This window comes from Rothia mucilaginosa ATCC 25296, from assembly GCF_000175615.1.
In the GTDB taxonomy this organism is placed as follows: domain Bacteria; phylum Actinomycetota; class Actinomycetes; order Actinomycetales; family Micrococcaceae; genus Rothia; species Rothia mucilaginosa.
Genome location: NZ_ACVO01000004.1, coordinates 1 through 12,542 on the forward strand (window position 1 = coordinate 1; position 12,542 = coordinate 12,542).

Genomic DNA, 12,542 nt, shown 5'->3' on the forward strand with positions numbered 1-12,542 from the left:
GACCCCCGGCCCGCTCCTCAAGGAGCAGACCGGGGGTCTTCTATGCTGTATCAGCCGTACCTACAGTACCTACAAGGCCTACAAGGGGCACGAGCTTATCGGCGCATAACCTTCTTCGCCAGGAAGTTACCGATGAACTGAACCAGCTGAACCAGGACGATAATAATCGCCACAACAGCCCAGGTGATCTCATCGTTGAAGCGCTGGTAGCCGTCCACAATCGCGATCTTACCCAGACCACCGGCACCCACGTAACCGGCCATAGCGGACATATCCACCACGCCAATGACGAGGAAGGTGTAACCGAGGATCAGCGGGCCAAGCGCCTCCGGAATCATCACGGTGAACAGGATGGTCAGCTTTGAAGCGCCCATCGCACGCGCCGCCTCAATCACGCCCGGGTCAATGGAGACCATGTTCTGCTCCACGATACGGGCAATAGCGAATGCAGCACCGAAGCTCATCGCGAAGACCGCCGCATTCACGCCCAGGCGGGTACCCACCACGGCGCTCGTCAGCGGGCCCAAAGCCGCAATCAAAATAATGAACGGAATCGGGCGAATCACGTTCACCAGAATGTTCAGGATCGTGTACACGAAACGGTTCTGGAAGATGTTGCCCTCACGGGTGGTGTACAGCAGAGCACCCACAATCAGACCAACCAGACCGGCGCACACCATGGTGATAGACACCATGTAGAACGTATCGCCGATAGCCGGGAGCAGCTTCTCGGGCAGGAACTCGGACCAGTCCGTCTTAGACGCAGCCAGCGGAAGAGTAGTAGCAAACATTTAGCGCACCTCCTGCACGCGGGCAACGGTCTTCAGTTCGGCAACGGCGGCATCAATGCTGGTGATTTCGCCGAGAAGTTCCAGGGTGAGGGTACCGTACGCCTTACCCTGCAGAGTCTCAATACCGCCGCCCACAATGTTGAAGCGGACGTTACGGGCGCCCAGGTAGGACAGCACCTTACCAAGCTCCTGGTTACCCTCCACGATTTCAACGTTGATGAGGTAACCCTTGTGGTTTGCGCGCAGCTCGGCTGCTTCCTTGCCGGTGGGGGCGAGCTTGACGGTGGTTGCCACGAACAGCTTTGCCACATCGGTCTGCGGGTTGGAGAAGACGTCGTAGACGTTGCCCTGCTCCACCACGCGGCCGGACTCCATGACAGCCACACGGTCAGCGATGCTGGAGACCACGTCCATCTCGTGGGTAATCACCACGACGGTCACACCCAGTTCACGGTTCACACGCTTAAGAAGCGCAAGAACTTCATGAGTGGTTTCCGGGTCCAGCGCGCTGGTGGACTCATCAGCCAGCAGCAGGGCAGGGTTGGTCGCGAGCGCACGAGCAATACCCACGCGCTGCTTCTGACCACCCGAAAGCTGGTTCGGGTAGTGACCTGCACGGTCGGCAAGACCCACGAACTCCAGCATTTCCAGGGCGCGTTCGCGGCGGTCCTTCTTAGACCAGCCGGCAATCTTCAGCGGGAACTCGACGTTACCGAGCACGGTGCGGGAGTTCATCAGGTTGAACTGCTGGAAGATCATACCGATGTTGGTGCGTGCTTCACGCAGTTCGGAGTCGCGCTTACCGGAAATCTGGAAGCCACCGACGGTCAGGGTGCCGCTGGTGGTGGTTTCCAGGCCGTTGATGAGGCGGACCAGGGTAGACTTACCGGCGCCGGAGTAGCCGATGATTGCAAAGATTTCGCCGCGGTTAATGCTGAGGGAGACGTTGTCCACAGCAACTACTGCCTTGGGGCCGTTGCCGAAGACCTTGGAGACTCCGTCCAGAACCACCATGGGCTCGGTGCTGTCACCGAAGCTCTGTACCAGTTCACTCATAAATATGTATCCGTAAATGTCGTGGTTGGGGCGCTAAAGGGCATTAACGCCGTTACGCAAAGGACGGTAAGCCTGTCGTGACCCGCATCGGGTGCTTAGACTTACCGCCTTTGCGTATGCCTAGAGGAGGCGTGTATTTAGAAGATTACTTCTTGGCGCGCAGCTTGGCTTCTTCGTTAGCCAGGGACTGACGCAGCTCATCGGTGCTCACGTTGACCTCAACAGCGGTGCCGCGGGTCTCTTCCTGAACAACATCCATGACGGGCTTAGTGTGGAAGATTTCAACAATCTTCTTGTAGGTCTCGTCGTCAGCCTTGTCCTTCTGAGCAACGAAGAGGTTCACGTACTTGATTGCCGAGGGGTCGGTCTTGGGGTCGTCCTGAGCCAGGGCGTCTGCGGGCTTCAGGCCTGCATCCTTGAGGAAGTCGTTGTTGACGACTGCGCCGTCAGCGGACTCCATGCCAACCACGGTCTGGGTTGCGTCGACGGGAGTGACCTTCACCTTGGAGTTAGCGGTGTCCACATCGTCGATGGTGGGTGCGTCAACATCAGCGTTCTTGAAGGTAACCAGACCGTTGGTCTTCAGCAGCTTCAGAGCGCGCGCTTCGTTCACGGTGTCGTTCGGGATAACGATCTCGCCGCCCTGGGGGATGTCAGCCAACTTGGAGTGCTTCTTGGAGAACAGAGCCATCGGGTAGATGACGGTCGGGCCAACAATCTGCAGGTCCTTCTTAGCGCTCACGTTGTAGTTGGACAGGTACGCGATGTGCTGGAAGCGGTTCATATCGATGTCACCGGCGTCCAGTGCGGGGTTCGGCTCGGTGTACGCGCTGAACTCCTTGAACTCAATGTCGATACCCTGCTTCTTAGCTTCTTCCTTCAGGGTCTTGTTGAACTTCTCAGAGCCAACCACACCGATGGTGACCTTCTTGGATGCGGAAGAGGAGGAAGAGGAGGAGTTGGTGGAACCGCAGGCTGCCAGGCCAAAGACCATGGGGACAACTGCGAGTGCAGCAGCAAACTTCTTCACGGCTATGAATCTTTCTGTTGAATGATGATGCGTTCCACCGGGTGCTCACGTTGGTACTAGCACATCCGATGGGAATGATGATGGGACAATTACAGCACGCACAAGGGCGGGTGTGGAAGTTAATGGCTATTCATGAGACACAGAACGTCAAGGTCGTCATATTTTGTCATAATTCGTCATGCAGTGATTATTTGCCAGGTCACAAAGCGTCATTGACGGTGTATTCAGGCGCACACAAAACGCCGGCCCGGGTACGAAAACCCAAGCCGGCGTCCATAGTGTCCACCCATTACGGGCGGGCGGGGAATCAACCTACTGATCGAACTCGCCCGAAGCAATCAGCTGCTCACGCACCTTACGGCGCAGAACCTTACCCAGCATCGAACGGGGCAGATCATCCACCACCACGATGCGGCGCGGAACCTTATAACGAGTCACCTTCGAATAGCAGTGCTCACGCAGAGTATGTTCCTGCACCACTCGACCCGGGGCGGGAACCACAGCGGCAACCACCATCTCGCCACCGGCGGGCAGCGGAATACCGACTACCGCCGCATCCGCGACCATGTCGTGCTGCTTGAGGGCGACCTCAACCTCCGTCGGGGAGACGTTGAAACCGCCGGTAATAATAACTTCCTTAATACGGTCGACAATCTGAATGAAGTAGTCCTCATCCAGGCGCACAATATCGCCGGTACGCAGCCAACCCTCGGGGGTGATGGTCTTCGCCGTCTCGTCCTCACGCTTCCAGTAACCAGCAAAACGCTGAGGGCCCTTCACCCACAGCTCGCCCTCTTCACCATCAGGCACGTCCTCGCCAGTTTCCGGGTCCACCACACGAATATCGGTGGAGGGGAACGGAACACCAATAAAACCGGCACGGCGAGTGTCATTGAGCGGGTTGCAGGACACCAGCGGCGCGCACTCGGTCAGGCCGTAGCCTTCCACCATGAAACCGCCGGACGCTTCCTCCCACTCGGCAACCAGCTCAGGCGGCAGGTTCATCGCACCAGAAACCGCGTAACGGATACCCTCCAGGGACACGCCGCGCTTCTTCGCCTCATCCATCAGGCGGCGATACACCGGCGGAACCGCAGGAAGAATGGTCGGGCGGGTCTTCTTCATCGCCTTCAAAATCAGGTCCATGTCCACGGTCGGGAACAGCACCAGGCGGGCACGGCACAACGACGCAATCGTCACGCCCAGGGTCATACCGTAGGCGTGGAACAGCGGCAGAACCGAGTAAATCACCTCGTCATCGCCCGGGTTAATCCATGCCTCACCCATGCGGCCGTTAGACTCCAGGTTGCGGTGCGTGAGCATCACACCCTTCGGCAGGCCGGTCGTGCCCGAGGTGTACTGCAGCAGCGCAATATCATGCGCGGTCGGGCGGCGATGCGATGGGTCAATACGCTCGCTCTTCACCAGCTGAGCCCACGACACCGTACCCGGCGCAGGACCGGTCAGCTTCTCACGCGAAGCACGCGCACTCTTCAACGGCAGCTTCAGCGCGGTACGCATCAGCGCGGGCATCGCAGAAATCATGTTCACCGAATAAATATGGTTCGGACGGATATCCGCCGGAAGACCCGTAATATGCGAGGCGATCTTATCCCACACAATCGCGACCTTCGCGCCGTGATCCTCAAACATGTGGCGCAACTCCGCGCCCGTGTACAGAGGGTTATGCTCCACCACAATCGCGCCCAGGCGCAAAATCGCATAGAACGCCGCAATATGCTGAGGGCAGTTCGGCAAAATCAGCGCCACACGGTCACCCGCCTGCACACCCGCCACACGCAGACCCTCCGCAGCACGCTCAATCTGATCCCCCAACTCGGCATAGGTCGTGGTCGCGCCAAAGAACTCCAGCGCCACCTTGTGGGGTACGGTGCGGACCGCCTCGTCAATGAGGTGGCTCAGCGAGGTCTCGGGCAGCTCAATATCACGGGCAGTCCACGAAGAATAATTCTTCAACCAGGGGCGATGCGCCAACGGATGCGCACCAGCCGATACGCCAGCGGGGGATGCAGGTGCCGCCGCATCCTGCAGATTCGTGTTCTTCTGAGCCTCAGTCATGCATTGATTGTGCCTTCCCACACCCTCACGCTTCAACTCAGCAGCGCTTCTTTCCACGCTGAAAATCACACGGTACACCCGCCCCAGATACCGCAATAAATACCGAAACACTAAGGCAGAGCCCCGCAACTCTGGGATACTTAAAGCATGAGTAAACGACAGCAAGACATCACTGACGAACAGTTCAAGAAGCTCCTCCGCGAAATTTCCAAACGATTCGCTATCGCCGGAGGAGTCGTCATCCTGTTCGGAATGGCCATCATCGCACTTGCTTACCTTCTGGGAGGAGCCCACTAATGCACACCCCGCAGCGCCCCAACGGCGACATCTTCAACCGCATGATCTCCGGCGCCGCCTACATGCCCGACGCCGAATGCGCCGCGCAGACTAAGCGCATCCACGCTGCAACCGTCCTCGCCGAAGAACACTACGCACGCGGCGAGCAGGCCCAGGCAATGCACGTCTACCGTGAACACCTCGGCCACCTGGGCGAGCACTCGCACATCCGCCCCGGTGCACGCTTCGACTACGGCGTGAACACCTATATTGGTGACGGCTCCTTCTTCAACTTTGGCTGCGTCTTCCTGGACGTCTGCCCGATCCGCATCGGCTCCACCGTGCTTGTTGGCAACAACGTACAGTTCCTCACCCCCACCCACCCGCTCAACCCGGTCGACCGCGCCGCATACTGGGAAGGTGGCGAGCCCATCACCGTTGAAGACAACGTCTGGATCGGTGGCGGCGCTATTATCCTGGGCGGTGTGACCATCGGCAAGAACTCCGTGATTGGCGCGGGCACCGTCGTCACCAAGGATGTCCCCGAAAACTCCCTCGTGGTCGGCAACCCCGGCCGTGTGGTCCGTACCCTGGACGAGAACGAACGCCCGGCATACCCGCACACCTACTCCGCAGAAGCCCTGGAAGAAGCACGCGCCTTCTACGCTGACCGCAACCGCTAAATCAGCACCCAGGACTAGAATCCAAAGGATTTAATGAACGCACAGAACAACAACCCGCAGCAGCATCCGGCCGACGCGGCGTCCACCCCCACCGAAAGTGACCTGTGGGAGGCGGCATTCTCCTCCGACGACCCCACCGTGGTTCTGACCGATGAGGACCTGAACGCCGCACGCCGCGCCCACGAAAAGGCGCGCGAGTCGAGCTCTTCGGCACAGTCCTCGCAGGATGCGACCCGCCCCCTCACCGAGGCGGCTACCGCAACCCAGCCGCTCCTCTCCGCAAACAGCGCCGCTCAAAGTACAGACTCCGGTGCTGACTTGGGCGAACCCGCTACCGATAACCTCAGCTGGCTCGACAAGCCCGCAACCCCCAGCGCGGATAATGTGCGCGGCGGCGCAACCTCTGCCCCCGCTACCCCACCTGCCCCCGCTACTGCGCCGACTGCGGCGGCAAGCTACGAAGTACCCGCACCCGGCAACGCACATGCGGCATCGAACGCCCCGCAGGCTGACCCCGCGGCTGATGACCACTTCGTCATCCCCACCCCCGCAGGTGATGCCGCTGGCTCGGAACCCATCCTCACCGCCGCAACCGCGCTGTCCATGCAGAAGAGCCGCTACTCCCGCATGCACCTGTTGCCCGGCCTGCTCGGCTGGCTAATCACCATCTCCCTCATGGACGGTGGCCTGTGGGCTATCCAGTCGTGGCTGGCCCTGACCGGTCAGAGCGAGTCCATCGAGTACGCCTCGGTGGTCTCCCGACTCTTCAGCGGCGCGTCGAACGCCGTACCGGTAGCGGTCGCGCTGAGTGTGCTCATCTTCTTCGCCTACCTGGTGGGCGGCTACGCGGCAGGACGCATGGCACGATTCGCCGGCGCTAAGCAGGGCATTGCCGTGTGGCTCTGGCAGATTATGGCGCTCATCCTCGGGTCCCTGGCGACCTTCCTCACGCCTCAGCTGTTCCAGAACGGTGTCGCGTCCCTGTCCCTGCAGAAGCTGATTGCGGGCGATTTCGCGAACGGTCTGCTCGCGGTTCTGCTGGTTCTATCGTTGAGCTTCCTCGGCGCTATCCTCGGCGGCCTATTGGGACGCCTGTACCACCGCCGCGTAGACAAGTACCCGAGCGACCAGGTGGCACGCGAAGACGCATAGGCTTCTAAGCATCTGCGCCTCGTTGCGATAGGGATAAAACGTGCAGAAAACCTCCGGTACCTTACGTAAGGTACCGGAGGTTTTCTGTATCTAAGTATCTGTATCCTAAACGGCCTCAGCTACCCAGCAATACGACACTGACTAGCCAAAATATGCCGCCTAGTGGTCCAGCAGCAATGCAGGCTCCTCAAGAATCGCAGCCACATCAGCCATGAAGCGAGCCGACAGGTCGCCATCCACCACACGGTGATCGAAGGAGCCGCCCAGGGTCGTCACCCAGCGAGGAATAACCTCACCATCAACCACCCACGGCTTCTGCTTGATCGTACCGAAGGCAACAATCGCCACCTCACCGGGGTTAATAATCGGGGTACCCGTATCAATACCCAGCGAACCGATGTTCGTAATGGTCAGGGTACCGTTCGCCATCTCAGCGGGCTGAGTCTTACCCTCACGGGCGCGAGTGGTCAGGTTGTTCAGCGCGATAGCCAGCTCACGCAGGGACAGCTCCTGAGCGTCCTTAATGTTCGGAACCATCAGGCCGCGCGGGGTCGCCGCAGCGATACCCAGGTTCATGAAGTGCTTAATCTGGATCTCGCTGTCGGTCCAGGTCGCATTGACCTGCGGGTTACGCTCAGCAGCCCAAATGACCGCGGCGGCCAGAACCAGCAACGGGGTGACCTTCACACCCTCAAAGTGGCGAGACTTCTTCAAGCGCTTCACGAACTCCATGGTGCGGGAGGCGTCAACGTCCACGAAGATGGATACGTGCGGGGCGCTAAACGCCGAAGAAACCATCGCCTTCGCGGTTGCCTTACGCACGCCACGCACCGGGATGCGCTCAATGCGGTCACCGGGGGTGGCTGCGGGCTGCCAGAACGGCTGGCGGGCGCCACTATGCTGCACATCGCTCAGGTGCGCCACATAGTTCATGAGGTCCTGCTTGGTCACCTGGCCGCGCGCACCGGTAGCGGTCACATTCGCCAGATCAACACCCAGCTCCTTTGCGGCAAGACGCACCGGAGGCGGCGCGAGGGTCGGGCGGTGCGGAACCTGCTCGGGAGCCAAAGTCGGCGCGGGAGCCGCTGCGGGCTCGGGTGCCAGACGCTGCACCACCGAGTTCAGCGGGGTGTTCTCCACAAAGCGAGAGGCGCGCTCAGCCAGCTCGCTCAGCAGACCTTGGTTGCGGTTCACCGGGTCGGCGGGGGTGTGTGCCACGGGTGCCTGAACAGCCGGTGCTACCGGTGCCGCGGCAGCCTGTGCGGGCTGGGTTGCGGAGGCGGGGCGCTTGCGGGCGCGACGCTTCACAGCGTCCGCCTTGGGGCCGGAACCGACCAGTGCGGTGCCGGACTCAGCCTCTGCTGCGGCGGGTGCCGCCGGGGTTGCGGGTGCGTTGTCGCCTCCGGAGATGCTGATAATCGGGGTGCCCACCTCAACGGTTTCGCCTTCGGCAACGAGCAGCGCCTCGACGGTGCCGGCGAAGGGCGAGGGCAGTTCAACAACACTCTTCGCGGTTTCAATTTCGACGAGGACGTCGTTGATGGCGACCTCGGTGCCGACTGCCACCTTCCAGCTGAGGATTTCTGCTTCGGTCAGGCCTTCACCCACGTCAGGGAGCGGGAAAATCTGGGACATTTTTACCTCTCACTAGGGCATATACCCTATATGGAATATTCTGTGCGGGTTCGCAACCCGCCATAGCGCAACACGCTGATACGTCAGATCAGGGAATGCCTAGTAGTCAAAAGCGCGGTCAACCGCCTCAAGAATACGGTCAATATCGGGCACGTACTCTTCCTCAACACGGGAAATCGGGTACGGCATGTAGTAGCCGCCAACGCGAATCACTGGCGCCTGCAGGCTGTAGAAGCAACGCTCCGTAATCGCCGCAGCCAACTCACCGCCCATACCACCGAAGGTCGGCGCCTCGTGCGCAATAATCAGGCGGCCAGTCTTCGCCACCGAAGCAGCAACGGTCGGCACGTCCAGCGGTGAAATCGAGCGCAGGTCAATAACCTCAATCGAACGGCCATCCTCCACCGCAGCCTCTGCCGCAGCCAGAGCAACCGGCACCAGCGGACCGTACGCAACGATGGTCGCGTCCGTACCCTCACGCACCACCTGGGCGCTAAACGGATCAAAGGAAGTGTCGCTAAAGTCCACTTCACCCTTGAGCCAGTAGCGGCGCTTCGGCTCAAAAATAATGACCGGGTCGGGGCACTCAATCGCCTTGCGGGTCATCCAGTACGCCTCGTGCGGGGTCGAGGGGGTCACAATACGCAGACCCGCGGTGTGAGCGAACAGCGCCTCCGGGGACTCGGAGTGGTGCTCCACCGAACCAATCACGCCACCGTACGGAATGCGGATGGTCACGGGCACCGTGTATTGCTTATCGGTGCGGTTGTGGATCTTCGCCAGCTGGCTCGTGATCTGGTTGTAGGCGGGGAACACGAAGCCGTCGAACTGGATCTCCGGCACGGGGCGGTAGCCACGTAGCGCCATACCAATAGAGGTGCCGATAATGCCGGACTCGCCCAGGGGCGCATCCATGACGCGGCGGTTGCCGAAGCACGCCTGCAGGCCCTCGGTCACACGGTACACGCCGCCGAGCTTGCCGATATCCTCACCGAGCATGACGACGGTGCGGTCGGCTTCCATGGCGTCTTCCAGGCCGCGGGTAATCGCCTTGGCGAGGGTCAAACGTTCAATTTTCTCGCTCATGCTTACTCCTCTTCAAAGCCTGCAACGTAGTTACGATAGAACTCGCGGTCGTCTTCCACCTGCTGGTGTTCCTGCACGTAGACGCGGTCGAAGAAACGCTCAAAGTCGGCAGGTTCCGAGTTGAGAACAGCCTCACGCACACCGGATGCAATCTGCTGGGCTGCTTCTGCAACCTCAGCAAAGAAGGCATCGTCGGCGTAGCCCTGCTCACGCAGGTGCTTCTCAAGGCGCAACATGGGGTCACGGCGCAGGGGGCCTTCCAGGTCGGCATCGGTGCGGTACTTGGTGGGGTCATCCGCGGTGGTGTGCGGGCCGAGGCGGTAGGTTTCAGCCTCAATCAGCACGGGGCCTTCGCCGGCGCGAATCTTTTCCATGGCGTAGCGGGTTGCAGCCAGCACGGCGAGAACGTCGTTGCCGTCCACGCGAATACCCTCGAAGCCGTAGCCTGCGGCGCGAGTGGACACCGGCACGCGGGACTGCACCTCGAAGGGCACGGAGATAGCCCAGCGGTTGTTCTGCACGAAGAAGAGCACCGGCGCGTTATAGGAGGCGGCGAAAACCATGGACTCGTGTGCGTCACCCTCGGTGGAGGAGCCGTCACCGAAGTAGACCGCCACGGCGGGCTTCTGGGTGTCCTCGGCGGGGTCGGTTGCCTGACCCTGACCGGTGCGGCGGGCGCCGGTTTCAGCCTCGATGTCGGCGTCGAAGTTCAGACCCATGGCGTAGCCGACTGCGTGCAGGGTCTGGGCGGCAAGCACCTTGGTGTAGGTGTGGAAGTTGTGTGCCTTCATGTCCCAGCCGTGGGTGGTGGAGCCGCGGAAGATGGTGATCAGGTCGCGGAAGTCCACGCCACGCGTCAGGGCGACGGCGTGCTCGCGGTAGGAGGGGAAGATGTAGTCGTTGGGTGCGTAGGCGAGTGCGGAGCCGACCTGTGCGGCTTCCTGGCCTCGGCTGGGCACCCAGAGGGCGAGCTGGCCCTGGCGCTGCAGGGCGGTTGCCTCGTCGTCGAATCGGCGGGTGGTGTACATGAGGCGGTATGCCTCGCGCAGGGTGTCTGCGTTGACGTCTTCGATGTACCGGCTGTAGGTGGGGTGTTCGTGTACGGTGCCGTTTTCATCCATGAGCTGGATGCGTTCGGGCACTCCGGGGTACTTGTCGTTCTCGTGCATCTAACCTCCACACGTGACGAGGGCTTGGCCCTCAGCGGCTTGGGTTTTAGTCTCAACTTTCACCTGATGGTGCAGGGTTTGAGGTGTTCCGGTAAGCCTGTGAGGGTCTGGGCATATATAGTTACCAGTCTACTCTTTTCGGCTTTATCTCGCGGCAGTTACGCTGATAACGCAGTGTATTATGCCCTGTCATTCACTATTTGAACATCATTAAATTAAACCTCCCATATATTCTTTTTTGAGAATATATGGGAGGTTTAATTTAACTACTGAGAGCTTTTCGAGCCATCATTTTTCCCGCATGAGAACCATCTGAAAAGCCCAAACAAACCTCGACAAGGGAAAATAGTACATTGTTCAATTAGGGTCGAGTAGGTACTCCCACCCCTTCATAAGACGCCCTAGAGCCCCTTCGCGAAGACCTCACAGAGCGAGAGGAAACGGTCATTCGCCTCCACCTCGCCAATGCTCACGCGAACACCCTCGGTGCCGAACGCACGCACCGACAGCGCATGCTCAGACATCAGCTGCACAAACTCACCCGTGCGCTCCCCCAGGGGCAGCCACACAAAGTTCGCGTAAGTGCTCGGGAAATCGTAGCCCAGCTCCCGCAGTCGAGCGGTCACGCGCTCACGCTCAGCGACCAGGTGGCTCACACGCTCTATGACCGCATCCTCATGCTCGATGGAGGCGATAGCCGCCGCCTCAGCCAGCGCCGTCACGGCGAACGGGGTTGCCGCCACCCGCAGGTACTGCGTAATCTGCGGGTGCGAAATTGAGTAGCCCACGCGCAGACCCGCCAGGCCCTGTGCCTTGGAGAAAGTGCGCAGAATAATGACGTTCTCATAGTCGCGGTAGATGTCCATACCGTTCAGCGGGGCTTCTTCACCTTCCGGCACGGTGGAGGCAGCGCAGAACTCGAAGTACGCCTCATCAATCACCACGGGGATGTGGGCAGGCACCTTCGCCAGGAACGCACGAATCTGACTTTCGGTGACGGCGGGGCCGGTCGGGTTGTTGGGGGTGCAGACCAGGATCAGGCGGGTGCGGTCGGTGATAGCTGCCGCCATGGCGTCCAGGTCGTGTGAGCCGTCGGGCAGGTTCGGCACCTGCACGCTGCGAGCGCCCATAATGCCGACGAGGATCGGGTATGCCTCGAAGGAGCGCCAGGCGTAGATGACTTCGTCCTGCACGCCGTCGGCGTTTATGCCGGCGAAGGTTTTGAGAATTTGGTTGAGCGCGCCGAGGCTTCCAGCACCGGTAACGATGTCGTCAGCGTCCACGCCGAGTCGTGCGGAAAGCTTGTGGCGCAGGGCGGTGGAGAGCGGGTCGGGGTAGCGGTGCACGGTCGCAAATTCTGCGAGGACGCGCGTAACCTCGGGTACGGGGCCCAGCGGGTTCTCGTTCGAGGAGAGCTTGTACTGGGTGAGGCCTTCAACGGGTGCGGGCGGCTTGCCTGCCGCGTAGCTGGGCAGGGTGTTGAAGACGGGGCGGACCGGGATGTTGGCGTGTTCAGCTGACTGGCTCATGGTTCCAGTATGTGCCTGCGGGCGGCTCGGAGGCTAACGCTTCTCACCTGGAGAGC

Annotated in this window: 11 protein-coding genes; 3 read left to right on the forward strand and 8 right to left on the reverse strand. The window is 60.5% G+C overall.

Annotation, left to right across the window (positions count from 1 at the left end; all coding sequences use genetic code 11):
• Positions 1–95: 95 nt before the first annotated feature.
• The 4 genes from ROTMU0001_RS00630 to ROTMU0001_RS00645 form a co-directional block, all read right to left on the reverse strand.
• Positions 96–791 carry a methionine ABC transporter permease gene (locus ROTMU0001_RS00630; RefSeq protein ID WP_005507548.1) on the reverse strand — a complete coding sequence of 232 codons (696 nt, stop codon included), beginning with the start codon at positions 789–791 and terminating at the stop codon, positions 96–98.
• Positions 792–1,847 carry a methionine ABC transporter ATP-binding protein gene (locus ROTMU0001_RS00635; RefSeq protein WP_005507549.1) on the reverse strand — a complete coding sequence of 352 codons (1,056 nt, stop codon included), beginning with the start codon at positions 1,845–1,847 and terminating at the stop codon, positions 792–794.
• Positions 1,848–1,992: 145 nt separating this feature from the next.
• Positions 1,993–2,877: a MetQ/NlpA family ABC transporter substrate-binding protein gene (locus ROTMU0001_RS00640; RefSeq protein WP_005507550.1), complete on the reverse strand. Its 885-nt coding sequence runs from the start codon at positions 2,875–2,877 to the stop codon at positions 1,993–1,995.
• A gap of 312 nt (positions 2,878–3,189) precedes the next feature.
• On the reverse strand, positions 3,190–4,956 hold the full coding sequence (locus ROTMU0001_RS00645; protein WP_005507551.1) for a long-chain-fatty-acid--CoA ligase: 1,767 nt from the start codon (positions 4,954–4,956) through the stop codon (positions 3,190–3,192).
• 147 nt (positions 4,957–5,103) lie between these two features.
• Here ROTMU0001_RS00645 and ROTMU0001_RS09145 point away from each other — a divergent pair, with 147 nt between their 5' ends.
• Genes ROTMU0001_RS09145 through ROTMU0001_RS00655 form a run of 3 tightly spaced genes read left to right on the forward strand, consistent with a single transcriptional unit; the run spans position 5,104 to position 7,067 of the window.
• Positions 5,104–5,253, forward strand: a complete 150-nt coding sequence (locus ROTMU0001_RS09145) for a hypothetical protein (RefSeq protein ID WP_005504480.1) — start codon at positions 5,104–5,106, stop codon at positions 5,251–5,253.
• Positions 5,253–5,915, forward strand: a complete 663-nt coding sequence (locus ROTMU0001_RS00650) for a sugar O-acetyltransferase (RefSeq protein WP_005507552.1) — start codon at positions 5,253–5,255, stop codon at positions 5,913–5,915. The genes ROTMU0001_RS09145 and ROTMU0001_RS00650 overlap by 1 nt, the downstream gene beginning before the upstream one ends.
• Before the next feature lie 33 nt (positions 5,916–5,948).
• On the forward strand, positions 5,949–7,067 hold the full coding sequence (locus tag ROTMU0001_RS00655; RefSeq protein WP_005507553.1) for a hypothetical protein: 1,119 nt from the start codon (positions 5,949–5,951) through the stop codon (positions 7,065–7,067).
• Between the two features lie 159 nt (positions 7,068–7,226).
• On the opposite strand, the gene ROTMU0001_RS00660 is transcribed toward ROTMU0001_RS00655, so the two are convergent.
• The 4 genes from ROTMU0001_RS00660 to ROTMU0001_RS00675 all read right to left on the reverse strand — a co-directional run bounded on the left by ROTMU0001_RS00660 (position 7,227) and on the right by ROTMU0001_RS00675 (position 12,486).
• The gene (locus ROTMU0001_RS00660; protein ID WP_005507554.1) at positions 7,227–8,702 is read right to left on the reverse strand and encodes a dihydrolipoamide acetyltransferase family protein; all 1,476 of its coding nucleotides are present in this window, start codon (positions 8,700–8,702) and stop codon (positions 7,227–7,229) included.
• 99 nt (positions 8,703–8,801) lie between these two features.
• Positions 8,802–9,788, reverse strand: a complete 987-nt coding sequence (locus ROTMU0001_RS00665) for an alpha-ketoacid dehydrogenase subunit beta (RefSeq protein ID WP_005507556.1) — start codon at positions 9,786–9,788, stop codon at positions 8,802–8,804.
• Positions 9,789–9,790: 2 nt separating this feature from the next.
• Positions 9,791–10,957, reverse strand: a complete 1,167-nt coding sequence (locus tag ROTMU0001_RS00670) for a thiamine pyrophosphate-dependent enzyme (RefSeq protein WP_005507557.1) — start codon at positions 10,955–10,957, stop codon at positions 9,791–9,793.
• A 401-nt stretch (positions 10,958–11,358) separates the two neighbouring features.
• Positions 11,359–12,486 carry a histidinol-phosphate transaminase gene (locus ROTMU0001_RS00675; RefSeq protein WP_005507558.1) on the reverse strand — a complete coding sequence of 376 codons (1,128 nt, stop codon included), beginning with the start codon at positions 12,484–12,486 and terminating at the stop codon, positions 11,359–11,361.
• Between the last annotated feature and the right edge of the window lie 56 nt (positions 12,487–12,542).